The sequence below is a fragment of the Microvirga sp. 2YAF29 genome, assembly GCF_052114605.1.
Taxonomy (GTDB): domain Bacteria; phylum Pseudomonadota; class Alphaproteobacteria; order Rhizobiales; family Beijerinckiaceae; genus Microvirga.
The window spans coordinates 1-19,275 of record NZ_JBFRFB010000009.1 but is presented as its reverse complement, the minus strand read 5'-3'; the positions used below and the strand labels follow the sequence as shown (position 1 = coordinate 19,275).

Here is a 19,275-nt window from a genome sequence, read left to right as displayed (position 1 = left end):
CTCAATCGAGCTTTTCCGACAGAAGCCCTTCGACGAACTCGGATAATCCCACGAGGCGGTCACGCTTCAATTGCTCGGCTGCCTGGATGGCCTTGAGCTTCTCGAAGGAGTCACCGAGGTCTTCGTTGACGATCACATAGTCGTACTCGACCCAACGCTCCATCTCGACGCGGGCATTGGCGAGGCGCTTGGCGATGACGTCTGGCGCATCCTCGGCACGGCGTTCGAGACGCGCCTTCAGCTCCTTGAAGCTCGGGGGCAGCACGAAAACCGTCACGACATCGTCCGGCAACTTCTGGCGCACCTGACGCGTGCCCTGATAGTCGATGTCGAACACCATATCCTGGCCGGAAGCGAGCGTCTTCTCCACCGACTTGCGCGGCGTGCCGTAGAAATTGCCGTGAACCTCGGCCCATTCCAGCAACTCGTCGCGGTCGCGCATCGCCAGAAACTCTTCCACCTGGATGAAGTGGTAATGCTTGCCCTCGATCTCGGACGCGCGCTTGGGGCGCGTGGTGACGGAAACGGAGAGAACGCCCGCGCGCTCATCCACAAGGCTGCGGGTCAGCGTGGTCTTGCCCGCGCCGGAGGGCGAGGACAGGATGAGGATGAGGCCGCGCCGGCCGACCAGAGGTTTGGAAACTTCGCTCACCGCATCACTCCACGTTCTGAACCTGCTCGCGGAATTGCTCGATAACGGCTTTCAGTTCAAGGCCAATTCGCGAGAGAGAGACATCATTGGCCTTGGCGCACAGAGTATTCGCCTCGCGGCCGAATTCCTGAGCCAGAAAGTCGAGACGACGGCCAACGCTGCCGCCCTCCTGGAGCAGTCCGCGGGCTGATTCCACATGGGCATTCAAGCGGTCGATCTCCTCGCGGATATCGGCGCGGGCGGCGATCAACACGGCCTCCTGGTGCAGCCGCGCGGGATCGAGCGCGGCCTTGCCGTCGATGAGCTCCGCGATCTGCGCCTGCAGCCGCGCCCGGATAACCTCGGGCTGACGCGCCGGGGAGTTATCGGCTTCAGTGACAAGTGCCGCGATCCCGTCGAGCTGCTGGTTGAGAACGGCGGCAAGCGCCTGCCCTTCCTTCAACCGCGCGGCTTTCAGGGATTCGGCGAGCTGCCCCACGGCGCTTTTCAGCGCTATGGAGAGCGCTTCGTCCTGCCCCGGTTCGGTCGCGTCCTCTTCGTAATCGACGACACCACGCACGGAGAGAAGACCATCGAGCGAAGCAGGCTGCACGTTGCCGGGAAGGTTCAGATTGCCGATCGCGGTCAGAAGGGATTGCAGAACCTCCTGGTTGACGCGCAGCTTCGGCGTGGAGGATGCCTTCGACAGGGAGAGGTTCAGCTGCCCCTGACCACGGGTGAGCGCCTTGAGGATCTGGCCCCGCGCTTCCTCACCCAAGGCGTCGAAGCCGGAGGGGGTTTTCACCCTCACCTCGAGCCCACGCCCGTTGACCGTCTTGATCTCCCAGGCCCATTGATAGGGACCGGTAACGCCGGCTTCACGGGCAAAGCCGGTCATACTCGCAATGGACATCGAAAACCTCGCCACACCATCGGGCACTTGAAATCGGCGCGACCATAATGCGCGCCGTTCCTGGAGTCGATCAGCAATCCCTCAGGCGTTAAAAGACGCAGCAGATAAGAAGAGAGCCGGTTCCATGCAGATGGAACCGGCTCTCGATCTTTTTGTACTCATGAACCCACGGCACGAGATTACTGCCCTGGCGGGCGAAGGCTCGGAATATTCTTCGGATTCGAGAGATCGAAAGTCTTGTTCTTGAGCGGATCCTTGTCCGTCCCCTCGCTGGCATCGAAGCCACGGCCGCGGCCGCCGGCCCGGGGGCCCGGAAGAGCGTTGGCCGTGCCGCGCAACTCCTGAGCCACGTTGCTCGGGGTATCGACCTGGCCGCGCGTTTCCGTTTCCGGATCCACACGGTCCACCTCGGCCGGCTCGGTTGTGGCGCGCGTCTTCTCGAGCTGGCGCCAGCGGCTCACATTGCGCTGGTGCTGCTCGTAGGATTCGGCGAAAGCGTGACCGCCCGAACCATCGGCGACGAAGTAGAGGTCCTTCGTGCGCGACGGGTTGGCCACCGCTTCGAGCGCGGCGCGGCCGGGATTGGCGATGGGGCCGGGAGGCAGGCCCTCGATCACATAGGTGTTGTAGGGCGTGGCAGCCTCGATCTCGGTACGCAGAATGCCCCGGCCCAGGGTGCCCTTTCCACCCACGAGACCGTAGACGATGGTGGGATCGGATTGCAGCTTCATGCGGCGCATGAGGCGATTGATGAACACGCCCGCAACGCGGGTGCGCTCATCGGCACGGCCCGTTTCCTTCTCCACGATGGAGGCGAGGATCGTCAGCTCCTGCGGCGACTTGATGGGCAGTTCCGACGAGCGGCGCTGCCAGATCTGCGTGAGCGCCTGGCGCTGGGCCGTCTGCATGGTGTTGACGATCTGCTGGCGGGTGGTGCCGCGCTCGAACTTGTAGGTATCGGGCAGCAATGTGCCCTCACGAGGCGTCTCAAGGACGTCGCCGCTGAGAGTCTCGTTCTCGTAGAGCCGGGCCACGATCTGCTCGCTCGTGAGACCTTCCGGCACCGTGACGGTGTGAAGGATCGCCTTGCCCTGAACCAGGGTATCGATGGCGTCCTCGATGCTGGTGCCGGCCTTGAACTGGAATTCGCCCGCCTTCAGCTGGCCGCGCTGCCGGTTGATGAGGGCATAGGCCTCGAACAGGAACGGCTGGTTGATCACGCCCTCCTGCTTGAGGATGCTGGCGATCTCGCCGGTGCCCGTATTGCGCGGGATGACGACCACCTTGTCGCTCTGGAGCGGACCCTCCGCAGTGACTTCACGCTCCAGGAAGGTGAAACCGAAGATTCCGGCAATCGCCAGGGCGACGAACAGGGTCATCAGCCCGCTCATGAGCGAGAGCATGCCCCTGCGGCGGCGGCGCAGCCTCGGGGGCGGCGGCGGAGCCAGCGACGGCTTGATGGCCTCGCTGGGCGAGCGCGGGGAGAGACGGGGCTGCTGGGGATCCAGCGCCTCGGCCTCGTGCTCAGCCATCAGGTTGTTCTTTTTCTTTCGTCCGAACATCACGCTGCTTTTCTGGTGCCGGCCGATTCAAACCGGCTCGTCCGACACCCTAATGGGGATTATGGCGAAAAGCCGTAACGTCGCGCGGTCTATCCTCAGGATACGCGACGGAAGACCAGCGAGGCGTTGGTGCCGCCGAACCCGAAGGAGTTCGACAGGACCACGTTGACTTCCTTACGCTTGGCCACTTTGGGAACCAGATCGATCGCGGTTTCGACCGACGGATTGTCCAGGTTGATGGTGGGCGGGATGATGCCGTCGCGCATGGCGAGGAGCGAGAAGATTGCCTCGACCGCGCCTGCCGCGCCCAGCAGGTGGCCGATGGCCGACTTGGTGGACGACATGGAGAGCTTGCCCGCCGCATTGCCGACGATGCGCTCGACGGCCTTCAGCTCCAGCTCGTCGCCGAGCGGGGTCGAGGTCCCGTGGGCATTGACGTAGTCGATCTCGGAGACCGGGATCGCGGCGCGCTTGAGGGCGGCAGCCATGCAGCGATAGGCGCCATCGCCATCCTCGGACGGTGAGGTGATGTGATAGGCATCGCCCGAGAGGCCATAGCCGATGACCTCGCCGTAGATCTTGGCGCCGCGCGCCTTGGCGTGCTCGTACTCTTCCAGCACCACGACGCCGGCGCCCTCGCCCATGACGAAGCCGTCACGGTCCTTATCGTAGGGGCGCGAGGCCTTCTCGGGGGTGTCGTTGTAGCCTGTGGAAAGCGCACGGCAGGCGGCGAAGCCCGCGATGGAGAGGCGATTGACCGGGGATTCCGTACCGCCGGCCACCATCACATCCGCATCGCCGAGCGCAATGAGACGGGCTGCGTCGCCGATGGCGTGCGAGCCGGTGGAGCAGGCGGTGACCACCGCGTGGTTCGGGCCCTTGAGGCCGTGCTCGATGGAGACGTAGCCGCCTGCGAGATTGATGAGACGGCCGGGAATGAAGAAGGGCGAGATGCGGCGCGGGCCGCGCTCGATGAGGGTAGCGGAAGCCTCGTAGATGCCGCCGATGCCGCCGATGCCGGAACCGATGAGCACGCCCGTGGCGCATTGCTCTTCGTATGTCTTGGGAGCCCAGCCTGCATCGCGCAGGGCCTGGGTTGAAGCCGCCATGGCGTAAACGATGAAGGGATCGACCTTGCGCTGCTCCTTGGGCTCCATCCAATCGTCGGCGTTGAATGTCCCGTTGGAGCCGTCACCGAGGGGGATCTGGCACGCGATCTGGCAGGCAAGATCGTCAACCTGGAAGCTGGAGATCTTCCCCGCGCCGCTCTGGCCTTCGATGAGGCGCGACCACGTGGCATCGACCCCGTTGCCTAACGGCGTGACCATGCCAAGACCCGTAACAACAACCCGGCGCATAACGTTCTACCCTATCGTTGAATAAAAATCGGGCGTCAGGTGACTCACCCGACGCCCGGCTAGCTCTTTAGGCTGCGTTCTTCTCAAGGAAGCGAACGGCGTCGCCAACCGTGACGATGGTCTCGGCGGCATCGTCCGGAATCTCGACGTTGAACTCTTCTTCGAAGGCCATCACCAGCTCGACGGTGTCGAGGCTGTCCGCGCCCAGGTCGTCGATGAAGTTGGCATTGTCGACGACCTTGTCGGCTTCGACGCCGAGATGCTCGACAACAATCTTCTTCACGCGATCAGCGACGTCACTCATCGTTTTTTCCTCAGTGGCTGCCGCCTCGGGTATCGGGCGGATTTAGAAATAAAAGTAGATCAGCTGCTCAGCTGACAACGCTGAAGCGGCTACCTTGCGCCGTGCAAAGCCGCATTTTTAAGCGCCGGTCAACCCCTTTGGCTTGATCGGGCTCATGATTAACACAGGCTTATCCTCTCTGGCGAGAGGCCAGCGGCGGCTGCTCACATATTCTGCAACCGCCACTAAGTCTTTCTAGAACATGGCCATTCCGCCGTTTACGTGCAGGGTGTGCCCCGTCACGTAGCCGGCTTCGTTGGATGCGAGATACACAACGGACGAAGCAATTTCATCGCCCTGGCCAAGCCTTCCCATAGGAATCGTGCCCAAGATTCCCTCACGCTGCTTGTCGTTGAGAACATCCGTCATCGGGGATTCGATGAAGCCCGGAGCAACCAGATTCACCGTGATGTTGCGGCTGGCGACCTCGGCTGCGAGCGCCTTGGTCATGCCGATGAGGCCAGCCTTAGAAGCGGCATAGTTGCCCTGCCCCGGGTTGCCCGTGGAGCCCACGATGGAGCCGATATTGACGATGCGGCCATAGCGGCGACGCATCATGCCCTTCACGGCGGCGCGGCAGAGACGAAAGGAAGCGGTGAGATTGACGGCGATCACCGTGTCCCATTCCTCGTCCTTCATGCGCATGAACAGGTTGTCCTTGGTCACGCCCGCGTTGTTCACGAGGATGTCTAGGCCGTCCATGGCAGCTTCCGCAGCGGGAACGAGCGCTTCGACCGAATCCTTGTCGGAGAGATTCGCCTCGACCACATGAACGCGCTCGCCGAGGGAAGAGGCGAGCTCGTCGAGGGCGGCGCGGCGGGTGCCGGACAGGGTGACGGTTGCCCCACGGGCATGCAGCGCGCGGGCGATGGAACCACCGATACCACCGGTGGCGCCGGTGACGAGAGCCTTGCGGCCGGTCAGATCGAACATGCAGGCTCTCCTTTTATCCTTGGAAGGAAGCTTTGAAGGCGGCGACGTCTTCAGGCGTACCGATGGCGGTGGACGTGGTTCCGGAAGCGATGCGTTTCACGAGTCCGGTCAAGACCTTACCCGAGCCAACCTCATAAAATGATTCAACGCCCCCCGCTGCCATATAAGCCACGCATTCGCGCCAGCGGACGGTGCCGGTGACCTGACGGACCAGCGCGTCGCGGATCGCGTTCGGGTCCATGATCGCAGCCGCTTCCACATTGGCGACCACCGGAACCACCGGGGCATTCACGGTCACGCCTGCCAGCGCCTCGCGCATGGCGTCGGCGGCGGGCTGCATGAGCGCGCAATGGAAGGGGGCGGACACGGCCAGCATTACGGCGCGCTTGGCGCCCTTCTCCTGGGCAATCGTGACGGCGCGCTCGACGGCGGCCTTGTGGCCGGAGACCACGACCTGCGCGCCGCCATTGTCATTGGCCGCGTCGCAGACTTCGCCTTGAGCAGCGGCGCGAGCCACTTCGAGAGCCGCGTCGAATTCAAGACCCAAAAGCGCCGCCATGGCGCCCTGCCCCACGGGAACCGCGCTCTGCATGGCGTTGCCGCGGATGCGCAGGAGGCGTGCCGTATCGGCGATGGAAAAGCTGCCGGCGGCTGCGAGCGCGGAATACTCGCCGAGCGAATGGCCGGCGACGAAGGCCGCATGCTTCTTCAGGTCGAGACCGGCCTCGGCCTCCAACACCCGGATCGCGGCAAGGCTCACGGCCATCAGCGCCGGCTGGGTGTTGGCGGTCATAGTCAGGTCCTCGGCAGGACCTTCCCGCATGATCGCGGACAGTTTCTGGGAAAGGGCCTCGTCCACCTCGTCGAACACGGCCTTGGCCTGAGGGAAGTTCTCGGCGAGGGCCTTGCCCATGCCCACGGCCTGGCTTCCCTGGCCCGGGAATATGAATGCGCGCATCATCGGGAGCGGAACCTTTATTGCATCGAATCCGGGCGGAAGTCGCACCCGTGAGGCCCGGAGTCAAGGCAATGCGTGTCCCCTAAAGGCTTATCCAGCCTTCAAATCAGCTGCCTCCAGCCCCTCAGCAGGCTCCGGTCGAATGGCCGGGGCCGGGAAAGCCATCTGGCCAGCACGCGGCCTGGTTTCTGTGCGAAGCTGGTCAGGCAAGCCATGACGTTTCCCATATTGTCCCCAGTGCGATGACCGATACAGCGTATCTACGCCGCCTCCCCATCGGCGTGCGGCGGCGCACCTTGGTGTCATTACCCGAGACCTGGGTGTCATTCGGTGCCACGGGCCTCTTAAGCCCCTGTGTGGGAACGCTTCCTCTTGTTTTCCGCTCGCATCCGGTGTATCCGATCGCTCTTCCGCTATTTCACGAACCTGAAGAAGGAGCGCCCGCATGGCTCGCGTGACCGTCGAAGACTGCATCGACAAGGTCGACAACCGGTTTGAGCTCGTGCTGCTGGCCAGCCACCGCGCCCGCCTGATTTCCTCGGGCTCGCCGCTCACCATCGACCGTGACCGCGATAAAAACCCGGTCGTGGCGCTGCGCGAGATCGCGGACGAGACGATTGCTCCCGACGACCTGAAGGAGCAGCTCATCCACTCCATGCAGAAATATGTCGAGGTGGACGAGCCGGAGGCCGAGGCCGTTCCGATGCTCTCCAACACCGCAGCCGCCACTTCCACCAGCAGCGACAACGACGCGGAAGTCCAGTTCGACCGCATGAGCGAGGACGACCTCCTGCGCGGCCTGGAGGGCCTGGTCCCCCCGAGCAGCAGCGCGGACGACGACGACCGCGAATAATCCCGCGACATAAAGTTTTTTGGAAAAGCCCGGCCAAGTGCCGGGCTTTTTCGTTATTGCTTTAACCAAGGGCGGGTTATGCCGCCTGCGGCAAGAGCATTGGACCCAAAAGTGGACCCCACTTTTGGGATCAGACCCAATGCTCTCTTTCTTTAGTTAGCGCATCGTCTTAGCGAAAAACCGGATCCACTTTTTCGCACGATGCGCTGGTATTCAGCTTGCGGTCAGAAGATGTTGTACAATATCCTAAACTCTTCTGATTTCAGCCAGATAGACCGGGTGTGAAGGAGATGGCGGCCGTATGATGCGCCAGTACGAACTTGTCGAACGGGTCAAGCGCTACAACCCGTCGGCCAACGAGGCGCTTCTCAATCAGGCCTATGTCTATGCCATGATGGCTCATGGCAACCAGAAGCGCGCTTCCGGCGATCTGTTCTTCGGCCACCCCCTCGAAGTCGCGGCCATTCTCACCGACATGAAGCTCGACGAGGCGACCATCGCCGCCGCCGTGCTTCACGACACTGTCGAGGATACCGAGGCGACGCTCGAGGAGATCAACAAGACCTTCGGCCCTCAGATCGGCGCGCTGGTGGACGGCCTCACCAAGATCAAGCGGCTCGACCTTGTATCCAAGCGCGCGGCCCAGGGCGAGAACTTCCGCAAGCTCCTGCTCGCCATTGCCGACGATGTGCGGGTGCTGCTGGTCAAGCTTGCCGACCGCCTGCACAACATGCGCACACTCGGCTTCATGCCGCCGGAAAAGCGCCAGCGCATCGCGCAGGAGACGCTTGAGATCTACGCGCCGCTTGCTGGCCGCATGGGCATCCAGGAAATGCGCGAGGAGTTGGAGGAATTATCCTTCCAGAACCTCGACCCGGAAGCCTATGAGGCCATCAAGCGCCACCTGCACGAACTGTCCACGAAGAACGAAAAGCTCGTCGAGGAGATCGAGCGGACGCTGACCACCAAGCTGGAGGCGCAGGGCATCCATGCGGAGGTGAAGGGGCGCCAGAAGCGGCCTTACTCGATCTGGCAGAAGATGGAGCGCAAATCCGTTTCCTTCGAGCAATTGTCCGACATCTTCGCCTTCCGCATCATCGTCGGCACCCTCGACGAATGCTATCGGGCGCTCGGCACCGTGCATACCAGCTGGCCGATGGTGCCGGGGCGCTACAAGGATTACATCTCGACACCGAAGCAGAACGATTACCGCTCGATCCACACGACCGTGATCGGACCCGGCAGCCAGCGTGTAGAACTGCAGATCCGCACGGCGGACATGGACAAGGTGGCGGAATACGGCATCGCCGCGCACGCGCTCTACAAGGAGCGCGTCCACGACAATTCGCGCCTCGCCACCGAGAGCCGCGCCTATCAGTGGCTGCGCCGCACCATCGACCTGCTGGCGGAAGGCGACAATCCGGAAGAGTTTCTGGAGCATACGAAGCTCGAACTCTTCCACGATCAGGTCTTCTGCTTCACTCCCAAGGGCCGCCTCATCGCCCTGCCCCGCGGCGCGACGCCCATCGATTTCGCCTATGCGGTGCACACCGATGTCGGCAACACGGCTGTCGGCTGCAAGATCAACGGACGCATGTCGCCCCTGCTCACCGAATTGCAGAACGGCGACGAGGTGGAGATCGTGCGCTCCGAGGGCCAAACGCCACCGGCCGCGTGGGAATCCCTCGTGGTCACCGGCAAGGCGCGCGCCTCGATCCGCCGCGCCACCCGCGCCGCCGTGCGCCGTCAATATACCGGTCTCGGCCATCAGATCCTGGAGCGTGCTTTTGAGCGCGCGGGCCGCGCCTTCTCGGACGAGAAGCTGAAAGGCGCTTTGCCCCGCCTCGCGCGCATCTCCATCGAGGACGTGCTGGCGGCCGTGGGCCGCGGCGAGATGTTTTCCGGCGATGTGGTGCGGGCCGTGTATCCCGACTACAAGGATGAGCGGCGTAGTGCCGGCAAGCCCGACGGCGATACCTCGAAGACCGCCGACGACCAGGCGGACGGCATCCCCATTCGCGGCCTCAACAAGGACATGCCGATCCGCTTCGCGCCGGAGGGCGGCGCGGTGCCGGGCGACCGCATCGTCGGCATCCTGACGCCGGGCGAAGGCGTGACGATCTATCCGATCCAGTCATCGGCGCTTGCGGATTTCGACAACGAGCCGGACCGCTGGATCGACGTGCGCTGGGATATGGAATCCGGCTCATCGCAGCGTTTCCCCGCGCGCATCAAGCTGCAATCGATCAATGAGCCGGGCTCGCTTGCGCAGATTGCCCAGGTGATCGCCGATCACGACGGCAACATCGACAACGTGAACATGCGCCGCCGGACGCAAGACTTCACGGATGTCACCATCGACCTCACCGTATGGGACCTGAAACACCTCAACGCCATCATCGCGGAACTGCGCGCAAAGCGCGTGGTAAGCCGCGTGGACCGCGTCACCGGATAAGCAGCCATGCCAATGAGACCGCGCATCGCCGTCATCATGGACGAGAATACCAGCGTCGACGGCACGCGCTATGACATGACGAAGCATTACTTCGCCGCCATTCACAAAGCGGGCGGCCTGCCCTTCGGCATTCCCTATTTCATGGACATGGTCGAATCCGTCGTGAGCGAGTTCGACGGTTTCCTGAGCACCGGTGGACGTTTCGCCTTTCCGGATGAATGGTTCATTGCAGGGCAGACATCACACGCGCCTGAATCCGAGCGGCTCGATGTGGAAATCGCGATCATGCGCGGCTTTCTGGAACGCGGAAAGCCGATACTTGGCATCTGCAATGGCATGCAGATTCTCGCAGGCATCAACGGCTGCCGATTGTCGCCGAACATCCGCGCGCTCGGCTCTCATGTGATGGAACACGACAAGCGCGGACACATGCATCCCGTGTCGGTGAAACCGAACACGGCACTGGCGTGCATCCTCGGTGTGCATGAAATCACCGTGAACACATTCCACCGCGAGGGCGTGGTCGAGCCATCAGATCGTGTCGTTGTGGGCGCTACAGCGCCGGATGGCATCATCGAAGCTATCGAGCTACCATCGCAGCCATTCGCCATCGGCGTACAGTGGCACCAGGAGCTTTTCACGGGCAATGATCATCCTGGCAACAAGCTCTTCGACGCTTTCGTGCAGGCGGCAGGAATGTCCCGCTAGCAGCCCTTTCCACTTGCCTGTTCAGGGACAGGCTGCCAAAGAGCGCTTATGCAGGAGAGACAGCCATGACCCAGAACGACGTCCTCGATGAATTCCGCTCCGCCGGAGCGTTGCTGGAGGGGCACTTCATTCTCTCGTCGGGTCTGCACAGCCCGGTCTTCCTGCAGAAGATGTTCGTGTTCCAGGACCCGGCGCGGACGGAGCGCGTCTGCAAGGCGCTGGCCGAGAAGATCGAGCAGGCTTTCGGGAAGGTGGACTACGTGGTCTCGCCGGCGGTCGGCGGCATCGTGCCGGGTTATGAGACGGCACGGCATCTCGGCGCCAAGGCGATCTTCGTCGAGCGTGAGAATGGCGAGTTCGTGCTGCGGCGCGGCTTCACGATTCCGGAAGGCGCGCGGGTGGTCATGGTGGAGGACATCGTCACCACGGGCCTGTCTTCTCGCGAATGCCTTGCTTCCCTTAAGGAACATCCGGGAACGATTCTGGGCGCTGCCTGTCTGATCGACCGCTCCGGCGGCAAGGCGGATCTCGGCGTGCCGTTCGTTTCCCTGGTCCAGCTCGACATTCCGGCCTATCCGGCAGACCAGTTGCCGCCCGAACTGGCAGCCCTTCCGGCCATCAAACCAGGCAGCCGCAGCCTGAAATCACAAAAATCTGTTTAATTTCGAACGAATGGGTTGACTGCCCCTATTCCGCCAACTTGACTCTTGGCGCGCACACGCCATTAAGTATTTGAAGTTGTCGCTTTATCTCGTCTGAAGGGTAATAGCAGCCTGATTTTGGGCACGTCATGTTTTACCGCGCAAGTGAATTGTTAGCGTAAATATTGGATGTCGCTTTGACAAAGAAGGTTGTTATGCCACCCAGGCAGACGCAAACAGAGAATACTTATGTCCACCCAGCAGCGGATAGCGCTCTTCATTGACGGAGCCAACCTTTACGCTACGACAAAGACGCTTGGTTTCGATATCGACTACAAGCGCCTGCTGAAGGAATTTCAGGGCCGAGGCACTCTGGTTCGCGCGTTTTATTATACCGCGCTCGTAGAAGACCAGGAATATTCTTCCATCCGCCCCCTGATCGACTGGCTCGACTACAACGGCTACCGGGTGGTCACGAAGCCGACGAAGGAATTCGTCGACTCCGCCGGCCGCCGCAAGGTTAAGGGCAATATGGATATCGAGCTCGCCATCGATGCGCTCGAGCTCGCCCCTTATATCGATCACATGGTTTTGTTCTCTGGTGACGGCGATTTCCGTTCCCTGGTCGAGGCATTGCAGCGTCGGGGCGTTCGCGTCTCCGTGGTCTCCACCATCACCACGCAGCCGCCCATGGTGGCCGACGAGCTGCGCCGCCAGGCGGACGAATTCCTGGATCTGTCGCAACTCTCCTCACGCATCGGCCGCGATCCCTCGGATCGTCCGCAGCGCGTACCCGGAGAGGGTAACGACCGCCCGGATCGTCCTCCGCGCCCGCAGCCGGGCCAGCCGAAGAACGGCGCCCTCGAGAGCCGCTACGGCATCCGCCAGGGCCAGGACGACGAGTTCGAACTGTAAGGTTAGCTGCTCGTCCATCGCTTCTATTCGAGGTGGCATTTGCTGCCTCATCGGTGGACTCGGCCTGGATCGTTTAGATGAACATGCTGCGCTTGACCTATGAGCCCGATGATGAGTGGCATGGGGAATTGCACGCAATTGCACATGCCTCGGATTTTATAGGGTCGGGCTCAGCATGGTTCAGTCGTGAGTCACTCATCGGCTTCAGCCGCGCTCTCGGCCAATACCCTCTCCCAGCGCATGCTCCCGTAGCGATATTCGGTGGCGTAGGTGCCATTGCGGCCGACCGTCCTGGGCATATACAGATCGGCATCACCATTGCCCCCGCCGACATCACGGGTACATTGTTGGTACGTATGGAGTTGGCGACCGACCCTCTTAAGGCGACGCACCGAAGTGAGCCTCAACAAAGCGCGGTTCTTTGCTTCATCACCGAGTACGCTGCCCTGGATCAGTTTCGTATCGCTCTCGCCTCGATGCTCGACGCCGGTACTGAGGCAATTCTGAGGGGAACACCAAGCTAATTGGGTCCTCCAAATTGATTGTCCCTTACCCATGAGCCAATCTAGAGACTAGGGGCCAGGACGACGAGTTCGACCTGTAAACCTTCGCAAGAGAATGCAGCGATAGCCGGGTCCGCCCGGCTATTTTCTTTTCAGAGCCGACTTGCCTCGACTTCGCAGTCCAATGCGAGAGAGCCTGCCGTGTTGCTCACGGTGGCGAGGCACAGGCTCACCTGCTCTTCCGGAATGAAGACGGCAAAGCGCGTCACATACAGCCCGCCCTCCGCCTCCGAGAGCTTGCGCGCTTCCAGACGCACGATATTGGCGCCGTATTGCTTGAACACTTCCGCCAGACGCGCCACGAGCCCGAGCTGATCGCCGCCGCTGATGGTGATGCGGTGCGTGATGCTGCCCGCAGGGCCAGGGCTCGGATCGAAGGCGTAAGGCACCGCCCTCACCTCCGCGCCTTCAAGTTCTGACAGCTGTTTGAGGCCCGCCTCGATCTCCCGCGCTTCGAGCCCAGCCGGCAACTCGCAGATCGCCACGAACTCCGCGCCGGAGCCCAGGGCCGCGAACGTCGTGTCCCGCAGATTCACCCCGACATCGAACAGATGCTCCGCAATCGCGGCGACAAGTCCGACACGGTCGGGGCCAAGAACGGAAACCAATGCGACGGATGCCATGCTGCTTCTCCAGATGTCAGGAGGCAGTTAGCGCACAAAGGCGTTTCGTCAGCCCTTGTCGCGCATGAGGCGGGCCTTTTCGCGGTTCCAGGAGCGCTCCTTCTCCGTCTCACGCTTATCGTGGAGCTTCTTGCCGCGGCCCAGCCCGAGTTCCACCTTCGCCATTCCGCGCTCGTTGAAAAAGATCTTGAGCGGGATCACCGTGAAGCCTTCGCGCTGGGTGGCGCCGAGAAGCTTGTTGATCTGGTTTCTGTGCAGCAGCAGGCGGCGCGGACGCTTCGTCTCGTGGTTGAAGCGGTTGGCCTGGAGGTATTCCGGAATATAGGCGTTGAAGAGGAAGAACTCCTCTCCCGACGGGCCCGCATAGGATTCCGCGATGGTGGCCTTGCCGGTGCGCAAGGATTTGACCTCCGTGCCGGTGAGCGCGATGCCGGCTTCGTAGGTATCGACGATTTCGTAATTGAACCGCGCCTTCCTGTTATCGGCGACGACGCGGTTCACGCTCTTCGGGTCTTTGGCCATGTGTCTCTTTATGCGTTGATCAGGCCTGCATGAACCATGGCAGAGCGCACCGCTTTCTTGGTGCTCTCGGAAACCGGGATCATGGGCAAGCGGACCGTGTCTTCCATGAGGCCGAGCACGGAGGCGGCGTATTTCACGGGCGACGGGTTGGTCTCGATGAACAGGTTGGTGTGCAGCGGCATCAGGCGGTCCTGCACCTTCAGGGCGCTGGCGTAGTCACCCTTCAGGCAGGCCTCCTGCATTTCGGCGCAGAGGCGCGGCGCGACGTTGGAGGTGACAGAAATGCAGCCGTGGCCGCCATGGGCCATGAAGCCCAGAGCCGTCGCGTCCTCGCCGGATAGCTGGATGAAGTCCGGCCCCATGAACTGGCGCTGCAGGCTGGTGCGGGCGAGATTGGCGGTGGCGTCCTTCACGCCGGCGATGTTCTTCAGCTCATAGAGCCGCGCCATCGTCTCCACCGACATGTCGATCACCGAGCGGCCGGGGATGTTGTAGATGAAGATCGGAATGCCGACGGCGTCGTTGATCGCCTTGAAGTGCTGATAAAGGCCTTCCTGGGTCGGCTTGTTGTAATAGGGCGTGACGATGAGCACCGCGTCGGCCCCCACCTTCTCAGCGTGCTGGGAGAAGGCCACGGCCTCCGCCGTGCTGTTGGAACCCGCGCCCGCGATCACCGGCACCCTGCCCTTTACCTCGTCCACGCAGATCTCGATGACCCGGTCGTGCTCCTTATGGCTGAGCGTCGGGCTCTCTCCGGTGGTGCCCACCGGCACGACGCCACGGGTACCCTGCTCGATCTGCCAGTTGATGAAGGAGCGGAAGCTTTTCTCGTCCACGGCTCCGTCCTTGAAGGGAGTCACGAGGGCGGTGATGGAGCCTTGGAAGCGGGACATGATGTTCCTCGAAAAACTGCGGACAATGCTAGAAAGGTCAGGGGCATAACACATAAGAGGTGCGGCGCATGGGCGCAAACAAACCTTTGAGGAGTTGTCCTAGCGCGGCACTTGGTGTTTTCTCAAGAGTAACGTCGCCATAAAACCAGAGGCGGCGTCCAACGAGGGGGTAGCGGGTGAGCCTCACAATGCGTCCTTCGATCCGTTTGCTGGCGAGCGTCGCCTTCGTTCAGCTCTCCACCCTTGCCGTCCAGGCCAGTCAGCCTTCTTCCGCGCCGTCGTCCCAGCCTTCGACCCTGGAGACCTTCACGCCTCCGGTGAAGGCCATGGAAGACCTGGAACAGTTGCCCCTGATCTTCAAGGCCTACCGCGAGGGCGACACCACCGAGGCCACGGTCCTCAAGTCCAAGCTTTCCGATCCGGCAGCCCTGGCAGCGGCGGAGTGGTTCGCCATCCGCAGCGGCATCCCGGTCGGTTTCGAGCGGATCATGACCTTCCGGCAGGACTACCCGGATTGGCCCGTCACGAACCAGATCCGGCGGCGGCTGGAGGAAACGCTCCTCGCCGAGCGCCGCTCGCCATCCCAGATCCGCACCTATTTCGAAAAGCAGCCTCCCGTCACCGCGTCCGGGCGGATCGCGTTGGCCCTGGCGCTGAAAAGCGACGGGAAGGATGACGAAGCCGCCGCCTTAACCCGCCAGATCTGGCGCGAGGACAATTTTGGCGCAGAGACGGAAAGCCGCATCCTCGACCGTTTCCCGGGCGTGCTCAGCCAGGCCGATCATCGCTACCGCATGGAGAGGCTGCTCCTGAAGGAATCCTGGGGTGGCGCCCAGCGCGCGGCCGGTTTCGCCGGTAAGGATTACGCCACGTTGGTGAAGGCGCGCATGGGCATCTACCAGGGCAAGAAGAAGGCCGAGCAGGCCTTCGGTGCCGTGCCCGCGTCCCTAAGGGATGATCCATCCTATATGTTCTCACGGGCACTCTACCTGCGCCGGGCCAAGAAATACGTCGAGGCCGCCACCATCATCGCAAAAGCGCCCCGCGACCATGAACTGCGCGTCGACGGCGATGAATGGTGGGCCGAGCAGCGCCTGGTGACCCGTGAACTGCTCGACATGGGCGACTTCCAGAACGCCTACAACGTCGCGAGCCACCATGCCGCCGAATCCCCGGCCCAACAGATCGAGGCGGAGTTCCATTCCGGCTGGATCGCCCTGCGCTTCCTGAACGATTCTGCGAAGGCGGCAACGCATTTCGCGACCGTCGCGCAGATCGCCTCGACCCCGATCTCCTTGTCGCGCGTCGCCTATTGGCAGGCCCGCGCGGCGGAAGCCGGCGGATTGGCTGCCGATTCCAGGATTTTCTACGGTAAGGCGGCCGCGCACCCGACCACCTATTACGGGCAGCTCGCCCGTGAAAAACTCGGCGAGGCGGTGGAATTGCGCTCGGTCGAGCCGCTGAAGGATGAGGAGCGCAAGGCATTCGAGACGCTCGTTCCGGTTCAGGCTGCAAGCCTTCTCCAGCGGGTCGGCGAGAGCGAGCTGGCGCTTGCCCTTTATTCGGACCTCGCGCAGACGCTCAATGACCCGGGCCAGCTCGATGCGCTCGCCGCCCTGGCGACCGGCCAGCAGAACCCGCGTGCCGTGCTGTCCATCGGCAAGATCGCCCTGCAGCGCGGCTTTCCTCTCGACCAGCATGCCTATCCGCTAGCCGCGATCCCGGATTTCAATCCGGTCGGCGACGAGGTGGAGCCCGCCATGGTCTATGCCATCGCCCGGCAGGAAAGCGCTTTCAATCCCAAGGCGGTCTCGAGCGCGGGCGCCCGCGGCCTCATGCAGCTCATGCCCGCCACCGCCAAGCGGACGGCCCAGCGCTTCAAGGTCGATTTCGACCTGAACAGGCTCGTGGAGGACCCCTCCTACAATGCGAAAATCGGCTCCGCCCATCTGGGTGAGCTGATGGAAGATTGGAAGGGCTCCTACATTCTCGCTTTCGCCTCCTACAATGCGGGCGGCGGCAACGTGAATAAATGGGTCAAAGCCTATGGCGACCCACGCAAGGCCGATGTGGACATGATCGACTGGGTCGAGCGCATCCCCTTCTACGAGACCCGCAACTACGTGCAGCGTGTGATGGAAAACCTGCACGTCTACCGGCAGCGCCTGAAAGAAAAGAAGGCTCCGGTGACGCCCGAGGCCGCGACGGCGGATGCGACAAAGTCCGCGTATTGAGGCAGGATGCTGCTCCTTTGAAGCCAATGCGTATCTGAGTTTGAAATGAGCAGCACGTACCGGGATCTTTTCGCTTCGGCCTCTGACGGCCTGCGCCTTTATGCGCGCGATTACGGCCTAAGCGGCGGCACGGCCCTTCCCGTCGTTTGCCTGCCCGGCCTTGCCCGGAACTCGCAGGATTTCCATGCGCTCGCAGAAGCTCTGAGTATGGATGCATTCCACCCCCGCCGGGTTATCAGCCTCGATTACCGGGGGCGCGGGCGCTCGGAGTGGGACAGCGATTGGCGCAAGTACGATATCGGCATCGAAGTCGGCGACACATTGCAAGTGCTGGCGGCGGCAGGAATCGAGAAAGCCGTTTTCGTCGGCACTTCAAGGGGCGGGCTGATCACCATGGCGCTTGGCGCATCACGTCCGGAACTGCTCGCCGGTGTGGTGCTCAACGATGTAGGGCCGGTGATCGAGGTGAAGGCGCTCATGCGGATTCGCGGCTATGTCGGCAAGCTCCCCCTGCCCACGACGATCCGGGAAGGTGGCGAGATTTTGAGGCGCCAGTCGGGCGACCAGTTTCCTGGCTATACCCAGGAGCAATGGGAGGACATGGCGAAGGGAACTTGGCATGAACAGGATGGCCGGCTTGCCCTCAGCTATGATCCAAACCTTATGAAGCCGCTCGAAGCGCTCGATCTCGACAAGCCCATGCCCGACCTCTGGCCTCTCTTTGAGGGATTGAAACCATTTCCGTTGCTTGTCATCCGGGGTGAGCATTCAGACCTGCTGACAGTGGAAACCGTTGCGCAGATGCAGGAGCGGCATCCGCGGCTCAAGGCACTCACAGTGCCAGGCCAAGGCCATGCACCGTCATTGACGGGAGATGCCGTCGCGGCGATCCGCAATCTCATCGCGGAAGCTGAAACAGGCGCTGACGCCTCTCCATAAAATCTCACGCCCGCCAATCAGCCACTGCGAAGGCCGGCAGCCGCGCGTCCTGCGCGGCTCTCACTTCCGGCATTGAGTCGGAAGCCATTGTCCGCACGATACTGAGACGCAAAAAGAAACCCCGGTGTTGCCACCGGGGTTTCCCTTTCAGATCGGATAGGTCCGATTAGAAGTCGCGCTGAACGCGGACGCGGCCTTCCCACGAATCGCCCGAGCGGACACCGAGGCCGCGCGGATCCTGGCTGGCGTACAGGACTTCGACGCCGAGGTCGAGGCCGGACACCGGCTGCCAGAACACGTTCGTGCCGACGCGCCACTCGTTGAAGTCGAAGTCGACCGGAACGTCTGCACCGTAATCGACGCGAGCATACGAACCGAAGACGTTCTGACGAACTTCAGGGGTCCAGTAGTGACGCAGACCACCGGCAACCGACCAGCCGCGGCCGGTCTTGATGTCGCCGTCGGAGCCGATATAGGCGTCGACGATGTCGGTCGTCGTACGGCCAACGGTGTTGCTGCCGCCGAAGCCGAGGTAGCCCAGGGCGCCGTCAGCGTAGGTCGCGGCGATCCAGAGAGCATCGCCCGGAGCGAGCATCGGCAGGTTGACGCTGCCCTGAGCCGACACGGCGAAGCCGTAATCGGTATCCGGGATCACGCCAACGGCCGAGACGCCGGGGATGACAGCGCTACGCAGCTGGTGCGCAGCACCGGAGAGCTGAGCCGTACCCCAGGTGCCAGCGTACTTCACGTTGGCAACCACGTCGGGCATGCGCTGACCGGCTTCCGTGAAGGCAACGAAGTCGCCGAACTCATTACCAGCATAGCGGCCTTCTTCGACCGAGACCGTGGCCGAGAAGCCATTGCCGAACGAGAAGGTGTAAGCGAACTGGTTCACGTTCGGGGCGTCCGAGAAGCGGAGCGTGCCCATGTGACCGGTGGGGAGGTCGCCGTTATCGAAGACCGAGATCGAGCGACCGGCGGTCAGACCACCGAACTGCACGAAGGCCTGATCGACGTTGGCGGTCGTGGACGAGAAGCCATACGAACCGGTCTGGCGGGTCATCTCGAAGCGGACGAACGTACGCAGCAGGCCGTAAGCCGTGGCGGTACGAGCGTCGAGCTGGATGCGGCCACGAGCGCGGAAGCCAATCGAGTCGTCGAGACGCGACTGCGGCTCGAGATACAGCATCTCGGCGCGGACGCGGCCGCCGACGCGGAGGCAGGTTTCCGT

The 19,275-nt window shown here is 62.5% G+C and carries 19 protein-coding genes; 8 read left to right on the top strand and 11 right to left on the bottom strand.

Translation table 11 applies throughout. The features are described 5' to 3' along the window. Window position 1: 1 nt before the first annotated feature. The 7 genes from gmk to fabD all read right to left on the bottom strand — a co-directional run bounded on the left by gmk (window position 2) and on the right by fabD (window position 6,701). On the bottom strand, window positions 2-652 hold the full coding sequence (gene gmk, locus AB4Y85_RS13185; RefSeq protein WP_441985363.1) for a guanylate kinase: 651 nt from the start codon (window positions 650-652) through the stop codon (window positions 2-4). Between the two features lie 4 nt (window positions 653-656). Then, window positions 657-1,544 (bottom strand): YicC/YloC family endoribonuclease, encoded by an 888-nt coding sequence (locus AB4Y85_RS13180; RefSeq protein WP_441985362.1) that lies wholly within the window; start codon window positions 1,542-1,544, stop codon window positions 657-659. A 179-nt stretch (window positions 1,545-1,723) separates the two neighbouring features. Then, window positions 1,724-3,106: an endolytic transglycosylase MltG gene (mltG, locus tag AB4Y85_RS13175; RefSeq protein ID WP_441985494.1), complete on the bottom strand. Its 1,383-nt coding sequence runs from the start codon at window positions 3,104-3,106 to the stop codon at window positions 1,724-1,726. A gap of 95 nt (window positions 3,107-3,201) precedes the next feature. Then, complete coding sequence (gene fabF, locus AB4Y85_RS13170) at window positions 3,202-4,464, bottom strand: beta-ketoacyl-ACP synthase II (RefSeq protein WP_441985361.1); 1,263 nt, start codon at window positions 4,462-4,464, stop codon at window positions 3,202-3,204. A gap of 67 nt (window positions 4,465-4,531) precedes the next feature. Next, window positions 4,532-4,768, bottom strand: coding sequence for an acyl carrier protein (locus tag AB4Y85_RS13165; RefSeq protein ID WP_239353853.1), 237 nt, complete (start codon window positions 4,766-4,768; stop codon window positions 4,532-4,534). 234 nt (window positions 4,769-5,002) lie between these two features. After that, window positions 5,003-5,740 carry a 3-oxoacyl-[acyl-carrier-protein] reductase gene (gene fabG / locus AB4Y85_RS13160; protein WP_441985360.1) on the bottom strand — a complete coding sequence of 246 codons (738 nt, stop codon included), beginning with the start codon at window positions 5,738-5,740 and terminating at the stop codon, window positions 5,003-5,005. 13 nt (window positions 5,741-5,753) lie between these two features. Further along, on the bottom strand, window positions 5,754-6,701 hold the full coding sequence (gene fabD / locus AB4Y85_RS13155; protein WP_441985359.1) for an ACP S-malonyltransferase: 948 nt from the start codon (window positions 6,699-6,701) through the stop codon (window positions 5,754-5,756). A gap of 442 nt (window positions 6,702-7,143) precedes the next feature. Between fabD and rpoZ the strand changes: the two genes are divergently transcribed. From rpoZ to AB4Y85_RS13125, 6 genes are all read left to right on the top strand, one after another. Further along, the gene (rpoZ, locus tag AB4Y85_RS13150; protein WP_441985358.1) at window positions 7,144-7,551 is read left to right on the top strand and encodes a DNA-directed RNA polymerase subunit omega; all 408 of its coding nucleotides are present in this window, start codon (window positions 7,144-7,146) and stop codon (window positions 7,549-7,551) included. A gap of 301 nt (window positions 7,552-7,852) precedes the next feature. Then, window positions 7,853-10,006 (top strand): RelA/SpoT family protein, encoded by a 2,154-nt coding sequence (locus tag AB4Y85_RS13145; RefSeq protein WP_441985357.1) that lies wholly within the window; start codon window positions 7,853-7,855, stop codon window positions 10,004-10,006. 6 nt (window positions 10,007-10,012) lie between these two features. Next, the gene (locus AB4Y85_RS13140; RefSeq protein ID WP_441985356.1) at window positions 10,013-10,714 is read left to right on the top strand and encodes a gamma-glutamyl-gamma-aminobutyrate hydrolase family protein; all 702 of its coding nucleotides are present in this window, start codon (window positions 10,013-10,015) and stop codon (window positions 10,712-10,714) included. Between the two features lie 65 nt (window positions 10,715-10,779). Then, window positions 10,780-11,376: an orotate phosphoribosyltransferase gene (pyrE, locus tag AB4Y85_RS13135; protein ID WP_441985355.1), complete on the top strand. Its 597-nt coding sequence runs from the start codon at window positions 10,780-10,782 to the stop codon at window positions 11,374-11,376. A 228-nt stretch (window positions 11,377-11,604) separates the two neighbouring features. Further along, the gene (locus AB4Y85_RS13130; protein WP_441985354.1) at window positions 11,605-12,270 is read left to right on the top strand and encodes a LabA-like NYN domain-containing protein; all 666 of its coding nucleotides are present in this window, start codon (window positions 11,605-11,607) and stop codon (window positions 12,268-12,270) included. 77 nt (window positions 12,271-12,347) lie between these two features. Further along, window positions 12,348-12,794, top strand: a complete 447-nt coding sequence (locus AB4Y85_RS13125; protein ID WP_441985353.1) for a hypothetical protein — start codon at window positions 12,348-12,350, stop codon at window positions 12,792-12,794. A gap of 131 nt (window positions 12,795-12,925) precedes the next feature. Here the strand turns inward: AB4Y85_RS13125 and AB4Y85_RS13120 are convergent, their stop codons facing one another. From AB4Y85_RS13120 to dapA, 3 genes are read right to left on the bottom strand one after another with little or no spacing between them, the layout of a single operon-like run. Then, window positions 12,926-13,456: a glycine cleavage system protein R gene (locus AB4Y85_RS13120; RefSeq protein WP_441985352.1), complete on the bottom strand. Its 531-nt coding sequence runs from the start codon at window positions 13,454-13,456 to the stop codon at window positions 12,926-12,928. Between the two features lie 48 nt (window positions 13,457-13,504). Continuing rightward, window positions 13,505-13,978 (bottom strand): SsrA-binding protein SmpB, encoded by a 474-nt coding sequence (smpB, locus tag AB4Y85_RS13115; RefSeq protein WP_441985351.1) that lies wholly within the window; start codon window positions 13,976-13,978, stop codon window positions 13,505-13,507. 8 nt (window positions 13,979-13,986) lie between these two features. Continuing rightward, window positions 13,987-14,871 (bottom strand): 4-hydroxy-tetrahydrodipicolinate synthase, encoded by an 885-nt coding sequence (gene dapA / locus AB4Y85_RS13110; protein WP_441985350.1) that lies wholly within the window; start codon window positions 14,869-14,871, stop codon window positions 13,987-13,989. Between the two features lie 188 nt (window positions 14,872-15,059). Between dapA and AB4Y85_RS13105 the strand changes: the two genes are divergently transcribed. Both AB4Y85_RS13105 and AB4Y85_RS13100 read left to right on the top strand, forming a co-directional pair. Further along, window positions 15,060-17,105 (top strand): lytic transglycosylase domain-containing protein, encoded by a 2,046-nt coding sequence (locus AB4Y85_RS13105; RefSeq protein WP_441985349.1) that lies wholly within the window; start codon window positions 15,060-15,062, stop codon window positions 17,103-17,105. 45 nt (window positions 17,106-17,150) lie between these two features. Beyond that, window positions 17,151-18,044 (top strand): alpha/beta fold hydrolase, encoded by an 894-nt coding sequence (locus tag AB4Y85_RS13100; RefSeq protein WP_441985348.1) that lies wholly within the window; start codon window positions 17,151-17,153, stop codon window positions 18,042-18,044. 166 nt (window positions 18,045-18,210) lie between these two features. Here the strand turns inward: AB4Y85_RS13100 and AB4Y85_RS13095 are convergent. Then, on the bottom strand, window positions 18,211-19,275 hold a 1,065-nt coding region (locus tag AB4Y85_RS13095; RefSeq protein ID WP_441985347.1), incomplete at its 5' end, for a porin.

Excerpts from the sequence above, each read along its gene's own strand:
- smpB (WP_441985351.1), bottom strand. The coding sequence starts at position 13,978 with ATGGCCAAAGACCCGAAGAGCGTGAACCGCGTCGTCGCCGATAACAGG.
- dapA (WP_441985350.1), bottom strand. The coding sequence starts at position 14,871 with ATGTCCCGCTTCCAAGGCTCCATCACCGCCCTCGTGACTCCCTTCAAG.
- AB4Y85_RS13165 (WP_239353853.1), bottom strand. The coding sequence starts at position 4,768 with ATGAGTGACGTCGCTGATCGCGTGAAGAAGATTGTTGTCGAGCATCTC.
- pyrE (WP_441985355.1), top strand. The coding sequence starts at position 10,780 with ATGACCCAGAACGACGTCCTCGATGAATTCCGCTCCGCCGGAGCGTTG.
- AB4Y85_RS13100 (WP_441985348.1), top strand. The coding sequence starts at position 17,151 with ATGAGCAGCACGTACCGGGATCTTTTCGCTTCGGCCTCTGACGGCCTG.
- AB4Y85_RS13120 (WP_441985352.1), bottom strand. The coding sequence starts at position 13,456 with ATGGCATCCGTCGCATTGGTTTCCGTTCTTGGCCCCGACCGTGTCGGA.
- AB4Y85_RS13130 (WP_441985354.1), top strand. The coding sequence starts at position 11,605 with ATGTCCACCCAGCAGCGGATAGCGCTCTTCATTGACGGAGCCAACCTT.
- fabG (WP_441985360.1), bottom strand. The coding sequence starts at position 5,740 with ATGTTCGATCTGACCGGCCGCAAGGCTCTCGTCACCGGCGCCACCGGT.
- AB4Y85_RS13180 (WP_441985362.1), bottom strand. The coding sequence starts at position 1,544 with ATGTCCATTGCGAGTATGACCGGCTTTGCCCGTGAAGCCGGCGTTACC.
- AB4Y85_RS13140 (WP_441985356.1), top strand. The coding sequence starts at position 10,013 with ATGCCAATGAGACCGCGCATCGCCGTCATCATGGACGAGAATACCAGC.
- AB4Y85_RS13125 (WP_441985353.1), top strand. The coding sequence starts at position 12,348 with ATGAACATGCTGCGCTTGACCTATGAGCCCGATGATGAGTGGCATGGG.
- rpoZ (WP_441985358.1), top strand. The coding sequence starts at position 7,144 with ATGGCTCGCGTGACCGTCGAAGACTGCATCGACAAGGTCGACAACCGG.
- mltG (WP_441985494.1), bottom strand. The coding sequence starts at position 3,106 with ATGTTCGGACGAAAGAAAAAGAACAACCTGATGGCTGAGCACGAGGCC.
- fabF (WP_441985361.1), bottom strand. The coding sequence starts at position 4,464 with ATGCGCCGGGTTGTTGTTACGGGTCTTGGCATGGTCACGCCGTTAGGC.
- fabD (WP_441985359.1), bottom strand. The coding sequence starts at position 6,701 with ATGATGCGCGCATTCATATTCCCGGGCCAGGGAAGCCAGGCCGTGGGC.
- AB4Y85_RS13105 (WP_441985349.1), top strand. The coding sequence starts at position 15,060 with ATGCGTCCTTCGATCCGTTTGCTGGCGAGCGTCGCCTTCGTTCAGCTC.
- AB4Y85_RS13145 (WP_441985357.1), top strand. The coding sequence starts at position 7,853 with ATGATGCGCCAGTACGAACTTGTCGAACGGGTCAAGCGCTACAACCCG.